This is a genomic window from Brevibacillus sp. HB1.3 (assembly GCF_013186635.1).
GTDB classification, from domain to species: domain Bacteria; phylum Bacillota; class Bacilli; order Brevibacillales; family Brevibacillaceae; genus Brevibacillus; species Brevibacillus brevis_D.
This window is the reverse complement of sequence record NZ_JABMIT010000005.1, coordinates 361,436-382,926: the sequence shown is the minus strand read 5'-3', so window position 1 is coordinate 382,926 and position 21,491 is coordinate 361,436. Positions and strand designations below refer to the sequence as shown.

Annotated in this window: 20 protein-coding genes; 13 read left to right on the top strand and 7 right to left on the bottom strand. The window is 49.1% G+C overall.

The features are described 5' to 3' along the window. Positions 1–58 precede the first annotated feature (58 nt). The gene (locus HPY31_RS14760) at positions 59–436 is read right to left on the bottom strand and encodes a VOC family protein (protein WP_064201642.1); all 378 of its coding nucleotides are present in this window, start codon (positions 434–436) and stop codon (positions 59–61) included. Between the two features lie 328 nt (positions 437–764). Between HPY31_RS14760 and HPY31_RS14755 the strand changes: the two genes are divergently transcribed. The 5 genes from HPY31_RS14755 to purU all read left to right on the top strand — a co-directional run bounded on the left by HPY31_RS14755 (position 765) and on the right by purU (position 5,552). After that, entirely contained in the window at positions 765–1,955 is a 1,191-nt protein-coding gene (locus HPY31_RS14755; RefSeq protein WP_172141318.1) for an HlyD family secretion protein, read from the top strand. After that, positions 1,952–2,710 (top strand): ABC transporter ATP-binding protein, encoded by a 759-nt coding sequence (locus HPY31_RS14750; RefSeq protein WP_172141317.1) that lies wholly within the window; start codon positions 1,952–1,954, stop codon positions 2,708–2,710. The genes HPY31_RS14755 and HPY31_RS14750 overlap by 4 nt, the downstream gene beginning before the upstream one ends. Then, on the top strand, positions 2,707–3,846 hold the full coding sequence (locus tag HPY31_RS14745) for an ABC transporter permease (protein WP_172141316.1): 1,140 nt from the start codon (positions 2,707–2,709) through the stop codon (positions 3,844–3,846). Before HPY31_RS14750 ends, HPY31_RS14745 begins: the two co-directional genes overlap by 4 nt. 17 nt (positions 3,847–3,863) lie before the next feature. Then, positions 3,864–4,544 carry a TetR/AcrR family transcriptional regulator gene (locus HPY31_RS14740; protein WP_172141315.1) on the top strand — a complete coding sequence of 227 codons (681 nt, stop codon included), beginning with the start codon at positions 3,864–3,866 and terminating at the stop codon, positions 4,542–4,544. Between the two features lie 111 nt (positions 4,545–4,655). After that, positions 4,656–5,552 (top strand): formyltetrahydrofolate deformylase, encoded by an 897-nt coding sequence (purU, locus tag HPY31_RS14735; RefSeq protein ID WP_015893190.1) that lies wholly within the window; start codon positions 4,656–4,658, stop codon positions 5,550–5,552. A gap of 68 nt (positions 5,553–5,620) precedes the next feature. Here the strand turns inward: purU and HPY31_RS14730 are convergent, their stop codons facing one another. Then, positions 5,621–6,514 (bottom strand): LysR family transcriptional regulator, encoded by an 894-nt coding sequence (locus tag HPY31_RS14730; RefSeq protein WP_172141314.1) that lies wholly within the window; start codon positions 6,512–6,514, stop codon positions 5,621–5,623. A 125-nt stretch (positions 6,515–6,639) separates the two neighbouring features. Between HPY31_RS14730 and HPY31_RS14725 the strand changes: the two genes are divergently transcribed. Continuing rightward, entirely contained in the window at positions 6,640–7,854 is a 1,215-nt protein-coding gene (locus HPY31_RS14725) for an MFS transporter (protein ID WP_172141313.1), read from the top strand. On the opposite strand, the gene HPY31_RS14720 is transcribed toward HPY31_RS14725, so the two are convergent. The 3 genes from HPY31_RS14720 to HPY31_RS14710 all read right to left on the bottom strand — a co-directional run bounded on the left by HPY31_RS14720 (position 7,832) and on the right by HPY31_RS14710 (position 10,091). Continuing rightward, complete coding sequence (locus HPY31_RS14720) at positions 7,832–8,596, bottom strand: alpha/beta hydrolase (RefSeq protein ID WP_172141312.1); 765 nt, start codon at positions 8,594–8,596, stop codon at positions 7,832–7,834. The genes HPY31_RS14725 and HPY31_RS14720 overlap by 23 nt on opposite strands. Before the next feature lie 99 nt (positions 8,597–8,695). Beyond that, on the bottom strand, positions 8,696–9,352 hold the full coding sequence (locus HPY31_RS14715; protein WP_015893186.1) for a CoA transferase subunit B: 657 nt from the start codon (positions 9,350–9,352) through the stop codon (positions 8,696–8,698). A gap of 46 nt (positions 9,353–9,398) precedes the next feature. Further along, positions 9,399–10,091 (bottom strand): CoA transferase subunit A, encoded by a 693-nt coding sequence (locus HPY31_RS14710; RefSeq protein WP_015893185.1) that lies wholly within the window; start codon positions 10,089–10,091, stop codon positions 9,399–9,401. Between the two features lie 268 nt (positions 10,092–10,359). On the opposite strand from HPY31_RS14710, the gene HPY31_RS14705 reads away from it, so the two are divergent. From HPY31_RS14705 to HPY31_RS14685, 5 genes are all read left to right on the top strand, one after another. Then, positions 10,360–11,607, top strand: a complete 1,248-nt coding sequence (locus tag HPY31_RS14705; protein WP_172141311.1) for an efflux RND transporter periplasmic adaptor subunit — start codon at positions 10,360–10,362, stop codon at positions 11,605–11,607. Continuing rightward, on the top strand, positions 11,600–14,848 hold the full coding sequence (locus HPY31_RS14700; protein ID WP_172141310.1) for an efflux RND transporter permease subunit: 3,249 nt from the start codon (positions 11,600–11,602) through the stop codon (positions 14,846–14,848). The genes HPY31_RS14705 and HPY31_RS14700 overlap by 8 nt, the downstream gene beginning before the upstream one ends. 107 nt (positions 14,849–14,955) lie before the next feature. Further along, positions 14,956–15,459 (top strand): VanZ family protein, encoded by a 504-nt coding sequence (locus HPY31_RS14695; protein ID WP_172141309.1) that lies wholly within the window; start codon positions 14,956–14,958, stop codon positions 15,457–15,459. A 61-nt stretch (positions 15,460–15,520) separates the two neighbouring features. Continuing rightward, complete coding sequence (locus tag HPY31_RS14690; protein ID WP_016742887.1) at positions 15,521–16,639, top strand: acetate/propionate family kinase; 1,119 nt, start codon at positions 15,521–15,523, stop codon at positions 16,637–16,639. 127 nt (positions 16,640–16,766) lie between these two features. Further along, positions 16,767–17,180 (top strand): S1 RNA-binding domain-containing protein, encoded by a 414-nt coding sequence (locus tag HPY31_RS14685; protein ID WP_016742888.1) that lies wholly within the window; start codon positions 16,767–16,769, stop codon positions 17,178–17,180. Positions 17,181–17,464: 284 nt separating this feature from the next. Here the strand turns inward: HPY31_RS14685 and HPY31_RS14680 are convergent, their stop codons facing one another. Continuing rightward, a complete protein-coding gene (locus HPY31_RS14680) occupies positions 17,465–17,857 on the bottom strand; it encodes a rhodanese-like domain-containing protein (RefSeq protein ID WP_172141308.1) in 393 nt (130 codons plus the stop codon). Between the two features lie 119 nt (positions 17,858–17,976). On the opposite strand from HPY31_RS14680, the gene HPY31_RS14675 reads away from it, so the two are divergent. Together HPY31_RS14675 and HPY31_RS14670 are read left to right on the top strand one after the other, a co-directional pair. Further along, positions 17,977–18,864: a LysR family transcriptional regulator gene (locus HPY31_RS14675; protein WP_172141307.1), complete on the top strand. Its 888-nt coding sequence runs from the start codon at positions 17,977–17,979 to the stop codon at positions 18,862–18,864. Between the two features lie 5 nt (positions 18,865–18,869). Next, entirely contained in the window at positions 18,870–19,670 is an 801-nt protein-coding gene (locus HPY31_RS14670; protein WP_172141404.1) for an alpha/beta hydrolase family protein, read from the top strand. Here the strand turns inward: HPY31_RS14670 and HPY31_RS14665 are convergent. Then, positions 19,667–21,487 (bottom strand): ATP-binding protein, encoded by a 1,821-nt coding sequence (locus HPY31_RS14665; protein WP_172141306.1) that lies wholly within the window; start codon positions 21,485–21,487, stop codon positions 19,667–19,669. The two genes, HPY31_RS14670 and HPY31_RS14665, sit on opposite strands and share 4 nt — an antisense overlap. Between the last annotated feature and the right edge of the window lie 4 nt (positions 21,488–21,491).

Sequence of the window (21,491 nt, the reverse complement as noted above, 5' to 3'; positions counted from 1 at the left end):
GAAACAAAAGCATGAAACAAAAGGCGGCCGACCATTCAAGTCAGCCGCCTTCTTCTGTTTACTTTTTCTCCAGAATAGCGAAGTAATTTTCTTCATCGTCTGCGAAGTTAAAGACACGGCCCGAAGGCATCGTGACGATGTCTCCAACCTTTACATTTTTATTCATAAGGTCGTTACGCAATTCCTCGATATTTTCCGAAAAGAACAGGAGCGAAGGAGTGCCAAGATTCATTCCGGGCGACATTTTCGCTACGAATTCCTTATTGTGCAGAACGATGCTTGTTTCAGCACCTTGTGCGGGAGCAATTTCAATCCATCTCATTTCACCGTTCTTCTCTTCTGAAACCACACGAAACCCTAGTTTTTCGGTCCAAAAGTTCACTGCTTGATCCTGGTTATTGACATACAACATGATTTGACCGACTTTGCTAATCATCATAGACATGTTCCACTCCCTACATGGTAGTTTATAACCTGATGCTCCTAATCATTTCCATCCCGACGGTATCTGATACCCGATGCCAACGGACTAGTCTAGCTTGTCTTCATCATAGCATGAATAATCAGACAGGATTTCTTTTCAATTGCGCATTGTAGAAAAAGGAATTGCATTTCGTAAAAGAGGAGCATATACTCACAATTAAAAGTGAGTAATCACTCGCTAAACTAGAAAGCTCATCTCGAGCCTATTTCTATGGCTTGTTTTTTTACTCATAAAAAGAAAGTGATTACTCACTCCATTACGTAGGTAGGGGGAAGCGTTTATGAAACCAGTTGTTCGCTCCATTTGTATCGGTGGACTCTTATTGGTTTTGTCGGGCTGCAATTGGACAGCGGAAAATCATTCGTCTCTGTCTGGCACAATCGAGGCCATCGAGCTGCCGATCGTAGCTGAAGTAGGCGGATTGGTGACAAACGTTACGGCAGAAGAGGGAAGTACAGTAAAAAAAGGACAAGTGCTGGCCCAAATCGATAAACGAAGCTACCAAATGACTGTGGCAGAAGCACAGGCAGCATTGGACCAGGCGACAGCCAAACTAGAAGAGGCGAGAGCGGGTTCACGTGACACGACAATCCAAAGAAGCATGGCCAACGTCCAGCAAGCAAATGCGAATGTCCAACTGGCCCAAGCGAGAAAAAATCAGGCAGAAGCAGGAAAAGCACGTGCTGCTGAGCAGATGACGCAGGCAGAATCGCAATGGCAGGGGGCGCAGCAGACCTTGTTGTATCAACAAAAACGACTCGAGGAAGCAACAGCGCTCTTCGAAAAAGGAGCGATCTCTGCCAAAGACCTCGACACGCAAAAAGAAGCAGTGAATCAGGCAAAAACGCAGGCAGATCAATGGGCCGCACAAGTAGCGCAGACACAGGCACAGTACCGTTCTGCACAAGAAGACATCGCCGCTGCTGTGGCCCAAATCGGTACAGCACAAGCCGCGCAAGCCGCAGCGCAGGCAGATCTCGACCAGGTGAAGGAAGGAAGTACTGATTACGCGATTCGGGCACTGCTCGCCGCCCAGCAGCAGGCGAAAGCGAAACTGGATCAAGCCTTATTGCAGTTGGAAAAGTCCAAGATTACGGCAACCGACGACGGTACTCTCTTGCGCTCTTCTATCGAACAGGGGGAAGTAGCAAAAACAGGTGCCACCTTGTTTACGATGATGAAGCTAGATCAGCTTGAGCTCGTCGTGTACATCCCGGAAGCACAATTGAATCGGGTGAAAAAAGGGCAGGAGGTTGGCATCAAGGTAGATGCCTATCCGGAAGAGACGTTTACAGGAACGATCAGTCGCATCTCGGAAAAAGCAGAATTCACGCCGAAGAATGTACAAACACCTGATGAACGCACCAAGCTTGTGTTCGCTGTTACGATACACATCACAGAGGGACTCGACAAAATCAAACCAGGTATGCCTGCCGATGTGCTGCTGGCAGACGAGGAGGGAGGGCAATGAACGCCGCTATCCAATGCGAGCAGTTGACGAAGCGTTTTGGAGATCGAGTAGCCGTGAACAGCTTGACGCTGACAGTTCCGCGAGGTTCGATTTACGGTTTTTTGGGTCCGAATGGCTCAGGGAAATCGACCACAATCCGGATGCTTTGTGGTTTGCTAACCCCGACGACGGGAAAGGGGACGGTTCTTGGCTTCGATGTCATGACACAGAGCGAGGAAATTAAGCAGAGGATCGGGTATATGTCACAAAAGTTCAGCCTGTATGAAGATTTGACAGTGGAAGAGAATCTCGATTTTTATGCCGGGGTTTATCGATTAGGTGCAGCAGAACGCAAGGAGCGGAAAGCGGAGTTGATTGAGATGGCAGGCCTGACAGGCAGGGAAAAGCAGCTTGCGGGATCGCTGTCAGGGGGATGGAAGCAACGCCTCGCGCTCTCCTGCGCTCTTTTGCACAAGCCGGAGCTGTTGATTTTGGACGAACCGACAGCAGGAGTCGATCCTGTTTCCCGCCGGATTTTTTGGGACGTGATTCATGAGCTGGCGAGACAGGGGATCACCGTGCTGGTGACCACACATTACATGGATGAGGCGCAGACTTGCGATTGGATCGGCTTTATCTTTTTCGGTAATCTGCTGGCGGAAGGCACTCCACAAGCGTTGATTGATCGTATGGGAGTAAGCAATCTGGAGGATGTCTTCATCGATCTGGTTAGGCAGGAGGAAGCCAGACAGGCGGCGGAGGAGGGAGTCCGATGAGGCATTTTGTCTGGGAGCGTTACTGGTCTGTCGTGAAAAAGGAAGTCATCCAAATCAAACGGGATCGTCCCAGTTTAGCGATTGCACTGGTCATGCCGCTGATGCTGTTGTTTTTGTTCGGATATGCTGTCAATACAGACGTGAATGACATCCAGATGGCTGTCTGGAATCAAAGCCCTTCTGCTGCCAGTAGAGAGCTGGTAGATCAGTTCGTCCATACGCATGTATTCGAAGTGGCAGCCCATGTAAGTAGCTACAAGGAGATCGAAGCCATGCTAGACGATGGCTCCGTAAATGTAGCGCTCATTATCGGGCCAGACTACACCCGCAAGCGTGATCGAAATGAGCCGATAGACGTGCAGATGCTCATTAATGGTTCCGATCCGAATATCGCCCGGACTGCGACCTCTCAAGCCCAGTTGATCGTCCAGCATCAAGCGATCACGTTGCAGGAAATGAAGCTGCAAAAACAAGGCTTGGGGGAGCTGGAACAGCCACTCGGCTTGGATACACGTGTACTGTTTAACCCCAATATGGAGAGTATTGTCTTCAATATTCCCGGCTTGATCGGCTTGATTATGCAAAACGTCACGATGATTTTGACGGCGTTTTCCCTCGTACGAGAGAAGGAGCGGGGAACGATGGAACAGTTAATCGTGACGCCGATACGCCCATTGGAGCTGATGCTTGGCAAAATTACCCCCTATGTAGGTGTAGGTCTCTTCTCGTTTTGTCTGGTGCTATTGGTTGGAACGTATTGGTTCGGAGTCCCCGTCAAAGGCAGCATTTCGCTTTTGGTGACTTTGTCTGTTTTGTTTTTGGTGACGACGCTTCTCTTGGGCATTTTCATTTCTACGGTGGCAAAGACCCAGCTTCAAGCGATGCAAATGGCATTCGCCTTTATCCTGCCTAGCGTGCTTCTCTCCGGCTTTATGTTCCCGCGCGATTCGATGCCGCTCGTGATACAATGGTTAGGCGGGCTCGTCCCGTTGACCTATTTTCTGGAAATCCTGCGGGGAATTTTCTTAAAGGGCGTGGGCATCGATGCGCTCTGGAAGGATGTCGTCGGAATGAGCAGCTTTTGTCTCTTGATCCTGACCGTCGCTATCCTGCGATTCCGCAAGAAGATCGAATAAGAGGAGCGTAATGGGTGATGAACAAGCCGCCAACATTTGTAGAAGGCCTGTTGCAATATGTAGAAGAGTTGAAAGATGAGAGTGAGATGACGGAGAAGCAGCGCAATATTTTGCGTGCATCAGTGAAGCTGTTCGCTGAAAAAGGCTTCCATGCCAGCTCCACCTCTGAAATTGCCAAAGAAGCAGGAGTGGCCGAAGGAACGATTTTTCGCCACTATAAATCGAAAAAGGATATTTTACTCGCCGTCGTTGCACCTGTATTGGTCAAATTCGCGGCGCCGTTTATCTTGAAAGATGTTCGTGAGATCTTCAAAGAGCAGAATCATAAAACATTTTCCCAAATCGTGACAGAGCTGTACCGAAACCGGATCGATCTGGTGCTGGCAAATGAAAAGCATATTCGGATTTTGCTGCAAGAAGCTTTTTTCCATGACGAAATCAGGGAAGCACTGATCGCTACCGTTTTCACGGGTGTGAAGGAGATGGCAAATAAGCTGATCGAGGCAAAGGTAGAGGTCGGCGAATTGCGTCCGCTCCCGACACAGGCCGTCTTTCGGGCGATCCTGTCCTCGATGATCGGGCTTGTTTTGTTCCGGCAAGTTTTGGATAACGATGAATTTACGCAGTTCAGCGACGATGAGCAAATCGCCCTGACCGTAGATATTTTGCTTAACGGGATAGGAAATCACTCTATCTAAAAATTTTTATCGATAAGTGAACATTTTTCTCTCTATTTGGGTATAGAAATCCCTTCTGGGAATGGTATAATTGCAAACAACTTTTTGCTGTTTTTTGGAGGAGAGTAAACCATGCAATTGTTATCAGAGAGAGAATGGCTCGCGTATCGAGAGAAAAACAAAGATCGTGCGCGCATGCTGATTTCTTGCCCGGATCGCGCGGGTATCGTCGCGGCGGTGTCGAACTTCTTGTTCCAACAAGGGGCCAACATCGTTCAATCTGACCAGTACACGACCGATCCGGAAACAGGCCGGTTCTTTATGCGCATTGAATTCGATCTCATCAATCTGGACGAGCGCTGTGAAGAGATCAAGCAAGCATTCAGCCCAGTAGCCGAGAGCTTTGGCATGGAATGGTCGCTGGTCGAAGCGAACAAGCGCAAAAAGGTTGCGTTGTTTGTTTCCAAAGAGGATCACTGTCTTTTGGAGCTCTTGTGGCGCTGGAAGTCCGGTGAGCTGTTCGCGGATATCGCGGTTGTCGTCAGCAACCATCCTGACATGCAGGAGACTGTCGAGTCCTTCGGTATTCCGTATCGTTGTATTCCAGTCACGAAGGATAACAAGCCGCAGGCAGAAGAAGAGCAGATTGCGGCAGCAGAGGGCGTCGATCTGATCGTTCTGGCTCGCTACATGCAGATTTTGTCCCCGCGCTTTTTGGAGGACTACGCGATGCGGATTATCAATATCCACCATTCCTTCCTCCCAGCCTTTGTCGGAGCGAAGCCTTACGAGCAGGCGTATCGTCGCGGCGTGAAGCTGATCGGAGCGACTGCGCATTACGTCACGGAAGAGCTGGACGCAGGACCGATTATCGAGCAAGACGTTCAACGTGTATCGCATCAGGAAGACGTCGAGACACTGAAGCAGCTGGGACGTCAGGTAGAGCGTACGGTGCTGGCACGTGCAGTTCGTTGGCATCTGGAGGATCGGGTGCTGGTGTACGGTAACAAGACGATTGTATTCCCATAAGCATTGCGCAAAAAAAGAGGCCTTCCTTTTGAGGAAAAGCCTCTTCTTTGTTTTGATTCGCCATAGTTTCAAGTCAGTTTCTCACGCTTCACCATCTCCAGAAACTGAGCGACAACAGGCCGCTGCTCTGTCTCATCGTCACGCGTACAGACATACAAGGGACGCTTGATCTCTACCCCGGGCACAGTTACACGCCCGACCTCCCCACGCTCTACTATATCCCGAACGGCCAGAGCAGGAGCCAACATCGTCCCATATCCCGCACGAACGGATTGGATAGATTCGACCAGTCCGTGATACTGCATACCGATCTGCGGACGTTTCACACCATGCTCGCGACAAAGGGTAAAAAGCCAATCGCGGGTAGAGCTGCCTTGCTCCCGCAACAAAAAGGGTTCCTCCACGAGCTGCTCCATACGGATCTCTTTTCCTGCAAGCGGATGATGGGCGGGCAAAATAAACCAATAGGATACATCCATCAGATGATGCCGATTGATAGGCAGCTCATCCCACGATTCCTTGATAACAACAGCCACATCGACCTCACAGCTAAGAAGCAGTTCAATCGATTGCATGGAATTACGCGTGCGAATTTCCACATCGACTCCTTCATATTCGCGCTTGTACTGAGCCAGCCACTGTGGCACGAGATAATGGGAGGGGAGATAGGTAGAGGCAATCCTTAGTCGTCCTTTTTTCCCTTGTTTGATTTCTGTCAGATGTGATTCGATTTCGCGTTCCCAGTCGTAAATGCGGCGTGCTTTTTCAAAAAGAAAGCGCCCCTCATAGGTGAGAGAAATGCCGCGACCATCCGGGATGAGCAAGGTCATGTCCAATTCCTTTTCAAGCTTGCGGATTTGGGCACTTACGGCAGGCTGGCTGATTGAGAGTGCGATTGCTGCTTCGGTGACACTGCCTCGTGACGCTACTTCTACGAAAATGCGGAGAGCATGTAAGTTCATCCTGTACCTCAATTCATAACTTTTGTTTATGAGTGATAGAGAAAGATGTATTAGAAATGATGAGTGATTACGCGTAAGGTATAGCTCAGAAAGACGTAAAAACGGGTAGAGAGAAGGATCAGGAGATGAGAGAAGTCAGTGGAAAGACACAAGTCGTGGCAGTCGCACTGGTGACAGCATTATGCATGATAGGGGATTCGATGCTGTATGTGGTGCTTCCTCTTTTTTGGAAGGAGGCAGGATTAACATCGCTGTGGGAAGTAGGGGTATTGCTTGCGGTGAACCGATTCATCCGTGTACCACTCGGCCCTCTTGTTGGAAAATGGTATGAGCGCTCGGGCGGACGCACGGGTTTGATTGTGGCAGTGGTGCTGGCTTTTCTAACGACACTTTCGTACAGCTTGGAAGGCTTTTGGCTGTGGCTTGTGATGCGATGCTTGTGGGGAGTAGCTTGGACATTTTTAAGATTAGGTGCGTTTTCCCTGATCGTGGGTGTTTCCGAAAGGCATAATCGCGGGCAGCTCATGGGCTTGTACAACGGACTGTATCGATTGGGCAGTCTTGGCGGCATGCTGGTCGGAGCGCTGCTGGCCTCTTGGTACGGGCTTTCTGTTGCCTCCATCGCACTTGCGGTGCCTTCCTTGTTAGCATTCATTCTTATTTTTCGCTATATACGTCCTTCCTTTACCAGTCAGCATCCGAAAGACGTGAAGCAGATGGATACAGGAAAACGCTTGTGGAGTCAGGCGCAGGTGCTGTTGACGCTGATGACGGGATTGCTCGTCACGATGGTGTACCAGGGGGTGTTTACCTCCACACTAAGCAGAGTGATCGAAGTACGTGAACCGCTCATCATGATTGGCGGAGTCGTGCTGGGGGCAGCAGTGATTGCGAGCGTGATCCAAGGCATTCGCTGGGGGTGGGAGCCGTGGGCTGCCCCATTGGTAGGCAAATTGTCGGACAGGCATGGTCGGACGAATCTATTCATCTGGACGTTGCTAGTTGCTGCCGTTTTGTTTGCTACGTTGCAAGCAACATCTTCGCTTGTGCTATGGTTTGCGATTTTATTCGGCATCCAGTTAACTGCGACGATTATCACAACTGTGATGGATACTCTTGCGGCAGATGAAGCTGCGAGGCAGGCCAACAGCCAAGGGGTAATGACACAGTATTCAGTTGTAAGCGATCTGGGGGCGGCGCTGGGGCCGCTCCTTGCTTTCTGGCTGGATGAACACGTAGGTCTTGGTCTGGTGTACATCGGAATAGCGATGATCTTGCTTCTGGTTGGTCTTGTATGGCTGTGGCAACTAAAGTTGGTCAAGATGGAAAGCGCTTCTTGATGGTTGTCATGACGTGAGCAATGGCTGCCTCCTTATCCGGACCATGCAGCAGCATATGGTTCGAATGCTCGTACCAGGTGATTTGCGGGGAGGCAGATTCGTCTACACTGGTTGCGAGTATTTGGGCGCTTACGGCGTGTACAGTATCGTCTCGCCTTGCTTGCAGCAGGACGTAAGGGGTCGTAATTTGAGGCAGAAGCGGCTTCGTTTCTGCCAGCAGCCTGCGAAATTGCAGCATGCTGCTAATAGGGATTCTGCTGATGCCATGTATGTAGCGTTTGGAGTGGGTAGAGAAATCCTCGCGCAAATAGTGCATCGCTTCTTTGACATCCCAATATTTATAAGGAGTGTTGATGGTAATTAGCAGGGCGACATGGTATTTCGTCGTCAAGTGAAAAGCGAGAAGCCCCCCCATGGAAAATCCGATGACCACGATGGTGTCAGCGCGCATGGCCAGTCGCTTGTAGCCTTCTTCTGCCGAGCGAAGCCAGTCGTGGCGGGTGCTTTTTGCCATGTGACGACGAGTAGTCCCATGTCCCTCCAAGGTAGGGCATTCCACCTGATAGCCAGCCTCGCGGAGCTTTTTGGCGAGTGGGAGTATGTCGTTGATGTCTCCGGCAAATCCATGGATGAGTAAGCAACCGACTGTTCCTGACATGGAATCTCTTCCTCTCAGATACTGGGAAATTTGATGGATCATCCATATTATATACGAAAAGGTGAGAAGGAGGCGACCGCTCAAGTGTGCCCACACCAAGCAAAAAAAGAAAGAAAAAGCGACTTCACGCAGCTGCGATGAAGTCGGCTATTCACTAACGGGGTTCTGTCCCTGAAAAAAAGGTTACAGCCCAATCGTTTTCAGTTCTGGAGAGATAAGTAGCGTAGGCTGCGTGCAGGCTTGGATATCTTCCACTGTATAGCCTTCTGCTACTTCGACGAGGACGAGCCCGTCTGGTGTCACGTCCATGACAGCTCTGTCCGTAATGATACGGTTGACAACCTTCTTGCCGGTAAGTGGCAGAGCACATTCATTCAAGATTTTTGTCTCACCATGCTTGTTGACATGATCCATGATGACGACGATTTTTTTTGCGCCGTGGACGAGATCCATGGCACCGCCCATGCCCTTGACCATTTTTCCAGGAATCATCCAGTTTGCGAGATCACCCGCAGCAGAAACCTCCATCGCCCCCAAAATAGCGAGGTCGATATGGCCGCCGCGAATCATCGCAAACGATTCAGCACTGGAGAAGTAGGCCGCACCTGGAATAGCGGTAACGGTTTCTTTTCCGGCGTTGATGAGATCAGGATCGAGGTTTTCCTCCGTCGGGTAAGGGCCAATTCCGAGCAAGCCGTTTTCCGATTGCAGAACGACCGTTTTTCCTTCCGGGATGTAGTTAGCGACGAGCGTGGGCATTCCGATCCCCAAGTTTACGTAAAAGCCATCTTCTATTTCCCCGGCGGCACGAGTGGCGATTTGCTCACGTGTAAGTGACATCTGTGTTTTCCTCCCTTGAATGTAATCCGATTCTCTCTGTTGCTCTCTATGAGCGGACTGTGCGTCGTTCGATGCGTTTCTCGAATGAAGGTGCCTGTATCACACGTTGCACATAAACACTTGGTGTGTGAATATGCTCAGGGTCTAGTTCACCTGTCTCTACGATTTCTTCCACCTCGACGATGGTGATTTTTCCGGCTGCTGCCATCATCGGATTGAAGTTTTGGGCTGTTTTGCGGAAGACGAGATTGCCCATCTTGTCAGCCTTCCACGCCTTGATCAGTGCGAAATCCCCCGTGATGCCATACTCAAGCAGGTACTCTTTCCCTGCGAAATCGCGCGTTTCCCGGCCTTCAGCGATAGGTGTGCCGACTCCGGCAGGGGTATAGAATGCCGGAATGCCAGCTCCACCTGCACGAATTCTCTCCGCCAGCGTCCCTTGTGGCGTCAACTCGACTTCGAGCTCACCGGACAAAAATTGACGCTCGAATTCCTTATTTTCACCCACATAAGAGGAGACCATTTTTTTGATTTGCTTTTCACGTAAAAGGAGACCGAGTCCCCAATCATCTACCCCACAGTTATTTGAGACAACTGTCAAGTTTTTCACTGCTTTGTCTCGCAGGGCAATAATCAGATTTTCCGGAATTCCTACCAGACCGAAGCCGCCCACTAATAAAGTGGCACCATCGTGAATATCAGCCACGATGTCCGTGTAAGAAGTGTAAATTTTGGCCATGACGATCACTCCCACCATGAAAAAATAAAGGATTTTTGTAAGCGCTAACAACAAGGGCGATGCAGTGCCCTGTTTTCCTGCCCTTCTATCATACTAGATACGAGTTACAAACAAGTGACGAGACATTTGGATTATAAAAAATAATGTAAAATGACAGAAAAGTAGTACAACTATACCATTTTTTTCTGTAAAATATATTTTGTCAATATTCGTCGTTTTTTTTGGTCAGTATTTAGGAAGACTCGAGGGGAAATGTGGGGTTGCAGGAATGAAAAATACGAATAAATGGATAAGTCTCACGGTTGTAGTCCTGCTGCTCGTAGGGTGCGAAAAGCTAAATGAGGATGTCTCAAGTCTGAAACGAATGAAAGAAGAAACGGTCATCAAGCTGAAAACGGTAAGTGCGTATACGGTGGAGAGTGGCAAGGATGAGCGACTGATGGAAGTAGCAGGTGTAGTGGCACCGCGTCAGGAGCTGGCTTTATCGTTTGGCGCCTCAGGGAAAATTTCAGGCATTCTCGTTGAAAAAGGAGCCACTGTCAAGGCAGGGCAGACGTTGGCGACATTAGATGGAACCGCCTTGCAGCAAGGTATTCACGCAGCCCAGGGACAGGTAGCAAGTGCTGCAATCAAGCGGGAAAAGGCCGCCAAGGGACCGGAGAGTCATGAGTTGCAGACCAAGAAGCTACAGGTGGAAAAAGCGCGGGAACAGATGCAAAAAGCTCGCGACGAGCTCTCCAAAGCGGAGGTTCTGTATGCAAATGGAGCCATCTCGAAGGATGAAAAAGACAAGCTGGCCTCTGCACTGCGACAGGCCGAGCTAAGTCTGGAAGAAGAACAAGTGGCGTACAACAACCTGCTGAAGGGCGCCGATCCACTGGACATCGAAGAAGCGAATGCAAGCGTCCAGCAGGCCAATGTTCAATTGAGCCGCGCGAAGCAGGAAGCGGCTGATGCGGTGATCAAAGCTCCGTTTACAGGTGTGGTTGCAGCGATCTCCAAGACAGCGTCGGAGCAAGCTGGACCTGGAACAGAGGTCATTCGAATGGTCGATACGAGCTCATGGCTAGTCAAGCTACATATAGATAGGGAGCAAATCTCCCATTGGCAGGCAGGGAAAGTCGTAAAGGTGAAGGCTCCGGACGGCAGTGAAGTAGAAGGAAAAGTGACGTTTGTCTCACCTGTTATGGATACCAGCTTGGGATCTTATCCCGTCGAGGTGACCGTAGACGGCAAGAATGTAGCGTGGAAGGGTGGCATGACTGTTACTTGTCAGTATCCGCTGCCAGCGTCAAACGTTGCGCTCGTTCCTGTTAGCAGCATCGGTGTCTCTGATGAAGAATATTACGTCATGAAAATCAATGAACATTCCGTGGAAAAGACGTTTGTCAAAGTGGGGGCATTGCAGGGAACCTTCTATGAGGTAGTGGAAGGTCTTGAGCCTGGTGACCAGATTGTCGCTGCAGGCTTGTCGTATGTAGTGGATGGTGAGGCGGTGAAGGTGGCGGATGAATAACAAGACATTTTTAGCGACGGTCCCCTCCTTTGCCCGCATTCTGGCGGTCATTTGCTGTCTACTTGCGGTAGGAGCTTGGTTCGGGCTGGATATCAAGACTTTTCCGGATCGGTCTGTGCCTGAATATACAATCAGTCTCTCGGCACCCAAGCTCTCTTCTGCGGAAGTAGATGAATCGGTCGCGAGAAAAGTAGAGGAATCAGTACGTTCATTAGGCAGTGTGCTTACGATTGCTACGGAATCTCGGATGGGATCGGCGGTTATCACTGTAAAAACATCGGAACAAATCGGTTCGGATTACAAGGAACGGTTGAATAAGAAGCTGGAAGAGATCACGAAGCAGCTACCCGTGCAGGAGTGGAGCGTCAGTCAAAGCAATCTAGCAGATAACAAAATTGGCTTTTATGTCCTGTACGGCACGGACTTGCAGACCTTGTCTGACGTTGCCCAAAATACGGTCTACGACAAACTAATCAATCTGCCAGGAATCGCTCGCATCGAAATGGACAAGCAAGCCTTGAAGGAGCAGGTAGATATCATTTTCCGACCGTCCATGCTACTCGCCTACGGGCTCACACCTGCTGATGTGCTGTCGCAGCTGCCGACAGATGTGGTTGGAGAAGAGGTAGGCTCTGTTGGAGCAGATAAGGATCGAACCAGGATTCAATGGACGAGTAAATCGGAAGGGCTGCAAGATCTGGGTAAGCACTTGATCTCCACCGATAAAGGATACGTCCCGTTACATACGTTGGCTGACATTCGTGATCGACGGGGGAGCAAAGGCGAACAAATCGGGATGTATCGAGGCTCGCCTACCTTAGGAATCACGGTGTACGCAGCAGATGTCGGGCAATTGCCTGTTATCAGCAAGCAAGTAAAGGATGCAATTGGTGAGTTGAATCAGGCTTCAGGCGGAAAATACCGCCTCGATTTGTTTCATGACGATGCGCAGACAATCACCGCTGCATTGAGACAGCTTGGAACACTGGCGGCTTTAACCGCTGTCATCTGTTCACTCTTTTTGTACCTGACCCGAAAACAATGGGCAGGGGCTGTACTCGCGCTTTTGGCAAACGTTCTAGCGGTCGGCAGTGTTCTTGGGGGCATGTGGCTTTGGGGAATCCCATTGACGCTCTCTACACTCGGGCCACTCGTGTTGTTTTCGCTATTGTTCACAGGAGCAGGCTCTGCGTTGTTTCATCGGCTTTCAGGGTTGCCCTCGTACTCGTTTGTTCGTTGTTTGCAAGTGGCGTGGGGGTTGATGAAGCCGTTTTTGCTCACGGTTGTGGTAGTGGCAGCTTGTTGGACAAGTATCGTTTTCACTGATTTCCTCAAGGCAGAGGACAAGGTTGTCTTGTACGATGCCTGGCCCGTACTTTTGCTGGGGACGTTTGCTCTTATTCTTATCTATGGGTTTATCACGCCTGTACTGACAGGAACGTGGCTAGAAGCTTCCGTACGAGTAGAGGAGGAAACGCCACGGGCTTCCAATAAAGTGACAAGTTATTTTCAAGATCGCTGGAAACGACTGGTGGAACAGGGGTATTTGCCTTATGGAATCACACTGGTTGCCTCACTTGTCTTTATCTTTTTGCTCAAGTCGTTTATTCTTGTTGATCCCTACGTAAAGCTTGATTATGGCAACAAGACGCTTTCATTGCCAATGGTGCAGGGAAGCAGCATCGATGAGGCTATGAGGGCAGCACAAATAGCTGAGGAGCGTTTACTCGCCATTGACGAAGTCCGAGATGTCTACACGATTGCCTCCGAAGAAAAATTGAGCTTTCAACTAAAGCTCGTGGATAAATACGATTGGACGCAATCAGTCTCTGAGCTGGAAAAAGTACTGGACAAGGAGCTGCGAGATATTCCTCAGACAGATCCGTTTGCGCTGGTCATTAATAAAGATAAGGCAACTCGTCTCGTTTTGACGATCATGGGACCATCCTTGCAAACGACGCAGAACATTGCCAATGAAGTATTGGCATTCATGGAAAAGCAGACTGCAAAGGATAAAGAGGGGCGAGAACTTGTAACCGATGAAAGAATCGGGCCAGGTGCAGAGGGGACCTTAATCGACATTCGTCCGAAACAAGAGATGCTGGCACGCTACCGGATTACGCAGGAGGAGATCAAGAGACAGCTGGAGAGCTATTTGGGAGAAAAAACAGCTGGCAGTGTCTATTGGAACGAGCGTCAGGTACCTATCCACGTCCGATTCCCTGACGGGTGGATGGACTATCCGGATCAGGTGAAACATATTTTGATTCGAACATCACAAGGTAATGTGCGATTATCTGAGCTGGTAGATTGGTCGATCGGCAGCGAGCCGCCCGTTTATCAACGGGAAGATGGACTGTATGTCTTCAAGGTAAGCAGTGCGGTCTCAGACCCAAGTCGAATTGAGCTGTGGTCTTATATCATTCCTTCTTCCATGCAAGAAAAGGTGGAGATACCCGAAGGCTACACGGTATACAACGACGATGAGCTGAAGAAATTGGAGGAGACAAAGCTCAACAAGGTTGATTGGAGCAGTCGGGTCTTGACGATTGGCAGTCTGGTTGCCCTCGTACTTATCATGAGCTTGCTTTTGCAACGAAGAACACGCGATGGATTAGTTGTCCTCGTTCTCTTGCCAGTCTTGTCTGGAGGCTTTGCGCTGGGATTGCTGTGGTTGGATCGACCGATGAACATTATGAGCTTCTATGGTATGGTGGCTGCCATTGCCGTCATCGTTTTGCAGGCGCTTCTTACGATGGATGAGCTGTACAAGGCCCAAGCCGAACAGGAGCGAGTTTGGGACAGTATCAAGCTAGGGGCCAAAAACACTATGGCCAATCAAGCGGGGATATATTTCGCGATCGCGTTAGCCAGCCTTCCACTTGCTGGGGGCTTGGGTGAAGGAAATGATTCGTTTGCGTCTTTTGCCAGCGTATTGTTGTTTGGCATTCTAATGGGGGCTTTTGCCACCATGGTACTTCTTCCTGGTATGCAGTATGCAGCTGTGCAAAGACAGGCTGCCCATTCTGAAATGTCCTTGCCGATCCTCGCTCGTCATTTGCGGATATGGTGGGAAAACAACCAAGTACGTCGCCGTGATTTCAAAGAAAGAAAACGGGAACAGGCCCGCTTACCCAAAACAGGGCAAGCCGAAGCCTCGAATCACAATTCCCGGGACTATGTCCCTGTACAAGAGGACTTCCTGCCTCTTTCTTCTTCTACACATGACGCCAACCGCTAAAATAGGTTGGCGTTTTTCTTTTCAATCGTTCACGTAGCTGTAACCAACGTACCAGGTATGCGTCATGGTAAGATAGAAAGAGAATCGAAAGCAGGGGGTAGCAACACGTGCGTCGATATCGAAAAGTATGGGATTACTTGCTTTTGATTGCGATTCTGCTCGGGTTATTTATTTCTTCATCACAGCCATACGCCAAGCAAGACATGCGAGGGACGATAGACAAGCTAGTGGACGAACAGAGCTTACAGAACCGGATAGGCGACATATCGATTCCTTACGGAGGCAAGGATGTGAGCCTGGAAGAAAAGGGAGCGGCTGGTTTTATAGAGTTCTTCTTACGGAAAGGGACACACTTTTCTGTTTTTGCCCTCTTGGCGTTTAGCTGGTATCGCGTATTTTCGCATCATCTCTCGTTTGGGCAAGCACTGCCCTGGAGCGCTTTTTGCAGTGTGATGACGGCAGCTTTGGATGAATGGCACCAGACGTTTACACCGGATCGAACCGGAATGGTGCAGGATGTTTTGCTCGATGCAGCTGGATCTGTCACGATGTTGTTGATAATTGCTCTCAATTACCTGTATTCACGAAGAGCACATCGTTATAAAATGTAGGAAGCCTATCCATCCTATGGGAGAGAAGGCTGTGATGAACGATTGGAGAGTGGATTAGATCGTGGGAGAAAAAAAGAATGTCCTTGTACTGAACTGCGGAAGTTCTTCGGTGAAGTACAAGCTTTATGAAATGCCTTCCAAGACATTGATTGCGCATGATTATTTGGAACAAATCCAGCGTGACCAATATGAAAATACGATTCGGGGAGTGTTTGAATCCCTCAAACAATATTCGATAGATATCGTTTCCCATCGTGTTGTCCACGGTGGGGAAGCATTTAAGCAGTCCGTTATTATTAATGACCAAGTAAAAGAAGAAATTCGTAACTTGTCCCGTTTCGCCCCGCTTCATAACCCCATTAACCTAACCGGGATTGAAGTTGCTCAAGGTCTGTTTCCTGATTTGATTCACGTAGCTGTTTTTGATACAGCATTTCACCAAACCATGCCACCATCCTCGTATTTGTACGCACTGCCATATGAATACTACGAACAATACGGCATTCGCAAATACGGTTTCCATGGAACGTCTCACCGCTATGTAATGGGCCGTGCAGCAGAAATGATGGGTCGCCAGAAGGAGCAGCTTCGTCTGATCAGCTGCCACATTGGAAGCGGGGTAAGTATCACGGCGATCCGAAATGGTGAATCTTATGATACGTCGATGGGTATGACACCATTGGCAGGTTTGTCCATGGGTACCCGCAGTGGAAACATTGACCCAGGTATCATCCCGTATATTGAGGAAATTGAAAGGACCGACACGGCTGGCGCTATCAAGATTCTGAATAACAAGAGCGGTCTCATGGGCGTATCGGGTGTATCCAATGATTTACGTGACGTTATGAAAAAAGCAGAAGAGGGACATCTTCGCAGTAAGCTCGCTTTGGAATTATTTACTACTATTCTACATAAGCATGTGGGACTGTACCTTGCTCGCTTGAATGGAGTCGACGGCATTATCTTTACAGCAGGGGTTGGAGAAAATAGTGCTGCCGTGCGTGATTTGGTGTGCTCTGGTCTGGAATTTGCCGGGGTAAACCTGGATCGTGAGGCAAACCGCAGCAGCAAAGGTGAGGCATTTATCAGCACGAAATACTCCCCGGTAAAAGTCATGGTCATCCCGACAAATGAAGAACTTGTCATGGCAATGGATGCATTTGAACTGGGCCATAACTAGCTTGGAATATGCACCTAGAAAGAATAGGCTTTTCAGTATTGGAATTTCTCTGCTATACTAAGAGAATGAGGCTTCTGGTTTGAGGTTCTCACCATTTTTCTGAAAAAATAAAAGGAGTGCAAACTGGATGGCAGTACAAGTGGGAAGCATCATCGAAGGAAAAGTGACAGCGATTAAACCGTTTGGGATGTTTGTAGCAGTCAGCGAAACGGAGCAGGGGCTGGTCCACATTTCCCAAGTAGCAAACGGTTTTGTTAAGGATATCAATGATCACTTTACCGTGGGGGCACCAGTAAAGGTAAAAGTACTCTCCATTGATGATGCAGGTAAAATCTCGCTTTCGGTTCGCGCAGCACTCCCAGCGCCTGAGCGTCCGGAACGTGAAGAGCGCCGTGGCGGTGGATATCGTGGAGGCGACCGCGGAGGGAATGCAAAACGAGATAGCGGAGCTTCTTTCGAAGACAAGATGAAAAAATGGTTGAAGCACAGCGAAGAGAACCTTGCGACAATCAACAAAAAGAACGCAAAACGCGGCTACTAAGCCTTGCGATAACGTGAAAGGACGGGATGATTCCCGTCCTTTTCTTTGCGTAGGGCACTTTGAAACAACTATTTCAAAGCTCTTTTCTTCATTCAGGAATACTTGACTGAAGCTCTTACATTACTTACTACTTTAAGATGTTATTGGTAAATATCTCAAATATTTAGCCATCATACTTCCACAATTTCTAGCATTCATGACAGGAACGCTCGCAGACCAATTCGAACGGACAAAAGTTATGATCGTATCGGATCTGATCTGCTGTATGCTGGTACTAGCATTACCTACCCTTTTTCCACAGGATTCCCCTCCTTTTCCCAGTATTCCATCCCGCCGAGCATCTCTTTTACCCGAAAGCCAAGAGCGGCCAGTTTGGCGCAAGCCTTTGCAGCACCGTTGCAATTGGGACCCCAGCAATAGACGACCAGGAGCTTGGTCGGGTCCAGAGCAGCCGTCGTTTCAGTGGAAATAAGCGAATGGGGGAGATTCAGAGCACCGGGAACGTGACCATCCCGATACGCTTTCTCGCTGCGGGCATCCAGGATGTAGAAGTTTTCCACACGTTTCTGAATGTCACTCCATACATCAGAGACATCTGTCTCAAGAGAAAGCTTGTCGAGAAAATGAGTGCGGGCTACTTCAGGTGACGCAGCGGGTGTTTGCAAAACAAGGGACATATCAAAATCCTCCTCGTTACATGTGATGGTGATGCACACAGCATAGCATTGAAGCAATCATCACAGTTATCTATACTATTTAATGAGGATCATTACTGATTTCTATGGGAGGAAGCGGGATGGAGCTGGTCTATTTACATACTTTTCGCGAAGTAGCCCGGTATGGGAGCTTTACACGGGCAGCAGAAGAACTGGGCTATGCTCAACCGACGGTAACGGCACAAATGCAAAAGCTGGAGCAGTCGTATGGAGCCCCGCTATTTGACAGATATGGACGCAAGCTACGACTGACCCAAGCAGGAGAAGCCTTGCTGCCGTACGCACGGGAATTGATTCGTCTGTATGGGGAATCTAAAGAAGTGATCAAGCAACAGGCGACAGGTCCCATTGCTATTGGAACGATCGATACACTGGCGGCATTCTTTCTGCCGCCGTATTTGCAGGCTTTTTGTCAGCAATATCCTCAGGTTGATTTAGTATTGCGGACGGCTGGAGAAGCAGAAATCGTGCAACAGATCAGGGATGGTTATCTCGATTTCGGGATCATTTTCGATCGCCCTTGTACAGATCCTGAGTTAGTCACCCACGTCATTCGCGAGGAAGAATTGGTGGTCGTCATGCCACCCGCCCATCGATTCACAACAGCAACTGTACTCACAGTCCATGATTTGGGCGGGGAGCCGCTTGTATTGACCGAAGAAGGCTGTACGTATCGGGGCATGCTGCTGGAGGCTTTTGGTGAGGCTGGGATGACCCAACGAATCGCCTGCCAATTCAGCAATCCGGAAGCGATCAAGCAGTGTGTACGCTGTGGCTTGGGTGTGGCATTGTTGCCTGTTATGGCGGTCCAAAGAGAGCTCGCAGAAGGAGTGCTCACAGCCATCCCGTTTCAGTCGGATAAGCCGCCGTTTTCCATTCAGCTTGTTTATCATAAAAAGAAATGGCTATCACCTTCGATGGTGACGCTTGTGGATACGATTACGAGATCACAGAGAGAGGAATCGTGAGCAGGATGCAGCTAGATATTTCACCATTTGTCGCATGTACACCTGAGGAGACAGTCTATCCGGGAGTGCGGCTCTACACCGTCAGCTACTACAGTCAAGACTTGCTGGTAAAAGCTGCATTGGCTGTGCCAGAGGTGTATTTTCAGGAGGGAGCATGTCTGCCAGCTCTTCTGTATTGTCGAGGCGGGATAAAAGGAGTGGGACGCGTCAGACCCGAGAGAATTAGTCAGATGGCTGCTTTTGGCTACGTGATCCTCGCTCCTCATTATCGTGGCAACGAAGGAGGAGAGGGCCGGGATGAATTCGGTGGGGCAGACAGGCATGATGTGTTTGCCGCATTTGAATTGCTCCGCAGACTGGAGAAGGTGGACAAGGAGCGAATCAGTGTCTACGGTTTTTCACGCGGTGGTATCATGGCTTTGTTTGCAGCAATAGAGTGCAAGGGCGTGCTGTCCTGCGTCGTATGGAGTGGTGTCAGCGACATGTTTTTAACCTATGAGGAGCGGGTTGATCTGAGAAGGATGCTGCGCAGAATCATCGGTCATCCACGCAAGCAAGAGGATGCTTACCGCGATCGGACACCTTTGTATCGGATGGACGAGATTTCTTGTCCTGTGCTAATCATACATGGAACGGAAGATGAGAATGTGGGAGTGGAGCATGCTCATAAATTGGCAGATGCGCTGGCGCTGGCAGGCAAACCGTATGAGAAATGGCTGGCGGAAGGGGCCAGCCATCTGTTTGTCGGGGAAGATATGGAGATGTATACGCGCAAGATGTTCGCTTGGCTGGATGCGCAAGCCTAATCTTCTTTTGGTGTAAGCGGCAGCGTAATGATGATTTCCGTTCCTTTCCCCAGCTTGCTGTTCACGTGCAGCTCCCCACCGTGGTTTTCCACCATTCGCCGCGAAATTGGCAGCCCCAGTCCAGTCCCATCCTCTTTTAAGGAGAAGAACGGATCGAATATACGCACCAGATATTCTTGGGGAATGCCTTCTCCCGTGTCTCTGACATGAATATGGACAGCTTGATCATCCAGGCGGCTTTCAATGGAGAGAACGCCGCCGTCTTTCATGGCTTCAATGCTGTTTTTCATTAAATTTAACAGGATTTGCTTTAATTGCTCGACATCGACGTGAATGCGAATGCTCGGATCACAGCGGTCTACGATTTCAATCCCATGCAGCATAGCCTCGGCGTTCATCAAGGGAAGAATCGAATGAATGACACCGGTTAGCGCAACCTCGCGATAATCGGGCTTGGATGGTTTGGAGAGCATCAACAACTCCGTCACGATGCGGTTAACCCGTTCAATTTCCTGCAAGATTAAGGGCAAATAGTACAAATCGCGCTCTTGATTCGATAAACGCTGTTCTAATAGCTGAATAAAGCCGTAGATGACCGTTAGCGGATTGCGAATTTCATGAGCGGCTCCCGCTGCTAGCTGACCGACCATGGCCAGCTTCTCAGATTGATTCAAATACTCTTGAATTTGCTCCTGCTCCGTAATGTCCAAGAAGGCAACCATCCACCCGGTTTCCTGATCGTGGTGATGATTGTGCAAAGGGATGTAGGAGACCAGGGCAATGAATGGTGTATCGTCTTTTTTGTACAAGGTCATTTTGCGATTGACGAACCAGGGGGCCGGTTCATTGCTTGTGGGTGCTTCAAAGGAATCCTTGGACACCGGGTAGCCGTGATCGTCGAACTTGACCAAATGCTGCGCCAACTGATTTACATGAAGACCGACTGTCGCATGGGAGCGGGTAATAATCCCAACAGGCAGGGAGTTTAAGATTTGCTCCCGGATGTTTTTTTCTTCGGTCAAAATTTGCCGTTGCCGTTCATCTTGCGCGAATAGATTGGCGATGCTACTCGACATTTTATTGAACTCCTGCGCCAACTCAAGGAATTCATCTTGATGGGTATAGACGATTTGCTGACCGAATGTTCCTTTCGATACTTCACGGGCTTGTTGCATGAGAGACTGAATCGGGCGCAACAGCTCATTGCGGAAGTAAAACGTACAGAATAGCCCAAACAAGATAGAGGCTACGGAAACCGTATAGGTCAGAATCAACGAAACTTTGATGCTCTCATTGGAATCCTGAAACTCTTTATTCGTCTGATACTCCAGCTGATTGAGTGAAAAAGACAGGTCCCGTTCCAACCGATCGAGCAATGGCTGTACTTCATTGGTAAGGACATAGCTGACGGCAGGTACATTCCCTGCTTGTAGCAACGGATTGATTTTGTTCAGAAAAATAAAGTCCAGTTTTGATATCGATTCAATAATGGTAAACAAGCCACTGTTGGCTTCGGTTTTGGGAAGCGAGGAAAAGCGCGCCGTATCGATTAGATTTGTATAGTACTGATCCAGGTAAGACTCGTCGCGTGTCAATGTATACATGTTCAAGGCATATGTCTTGGTGTATATCTGGTTTTTGACTTCCAATAAGGCACTCGTTTGCGGTAAGAGGTTTTGCGTTAAATACACTTCATCAGAGGTGACTTTGGTCATTTGATAACTGAAAAGGGTCGTTACGCAACCGATGAGAAGCATCATTACGAGATAGCTGAGCATGATTTTTTTCTGAAATCCGAGATTGCTGAAAAGGGGCATGCTG

Excerpts from the sequence above, each read along its gene's own strand:
- HPY31_RS14665 (WP_172141306.1), bottom strand. The coding sequence starts at position 21,487 with ATGCCCCTTTTCAGCAATCTCGGATTTCAGAAAAAAATCATGCTCAGC.
- HPY31_RS14745 (WP_172141316.1), top strand. The coding sequence starts at position 2,707 with ATGAGGCATTTTGTCTGGGAGCGTTACTGGTCTGTCGTGAAAAAGGAA.
- HPY31_RS14750 (WP_172141317.1), top strand. The coding sequence starts at position 1,952 with ATGAACGCCGCTATCCAATGCGAGCAGTTGACGAAGCGTTTTGGAGAT.
- HPY31_RS14730 (WP_172141314.1), bottom strand. The coding sequence starts at position 6,514 with ATGAACTTACATGCTCTCCGCATTTTCGTAGAAGTAGCGTCACGAGGC.
- purU (WP_015893190.1), top strand. The coding sequence starts at position 4,656 with ATGCAATTGTTATCAGAGAGAGAATGGCTCGCGTATCGAGAGAAAAAC.
- HPY31_RS14670 (WP_172141404.1), top strand. The coding sequence starts at position 18,870 with ATGCAGCTAGATATTTCACCATTTGTCGCATGTACACCTGAGGAGACA.
- HPY31_RS14725 (WP_172141313.1), top strand. The coding sequence starts at position 6,640 with ATGAGAGAAGTCAGTGGAAAGACACAAGTCGTGGCAGTCGCACTGGTG.
- HPY31_RS14705 (WP_172141311.1), top strand. The coding sequence starts at position 10,360 with ATGAAAAATACGAATAAATGGATAAGTCTCACGGTTGTAGTCCTGCTG.
- HPY31_RS14685 (WP_016742888.1), top strand. The coding sequence starts at position 16,767 with ATGGCAGTACAAGTGGGAAGCATCATCGAAGGAAAAGTGACAGCGATT.
- HPY31_RS14680 (WP_172141308.1), bottom strand. The coding sequence starts at position 17,857 with ATGTCCCTTGTTTTGCAAACACCCGCTGCGTCACCTGAAGTAGCCCGC.
- HPY31_RS14715 (WP_015893186.1), bottom strand. The coding sequence starts at position 9,352 with ATGTCACTTACACGTGAGCAAATCGCCACTCGTGCCGCCGGGGAAATA.
- HPY31_RS14675 (WP_172141307.1), top strand. The coding sequence starts at position 17,977 with ATGGAGCTGGTCTATTTACATACTTTTCGCGAAGTAGCCCGGTATGGG.
- HPY31_RS14700 (WP_172141310.1), top strand. The coding sequence starts at position 11,600 with ATGAATAACAAGACATTTTTAGCGACGGTCCCCTCCTTTGCCCGCATT.
- HPY31_RS14755 (WP_172141318.1), top strand. The coding sequence starts at position 765 with ATGAAACCAGTTGTTCGCTCCATTTGTATCGGTGGACTCTTATTGGTT.
- HPY31_RS14740 (WP_172141315.1), top strand. The coding sequence starts at position 3,864 with ATGAACAAGCCGCCAACATTTGTAGAAGGCCTGTTGCAATATGTAGAA.
- HPY31_RS14760 (WP_064201642.1), bottom strand. The coding sequence starts at position 436 with ATGATTAGCAAAGTCGGTCAAATCATGTTGTATGTCAATAACCAGGAT.
- HPY31_RS14710 (WP_015893185.1), bottom strand. The coding sequence starts at position 10,091 with ATGGCCAAAATTTACACTTCTTACACGGACATCGTGGCTGATATTCAC.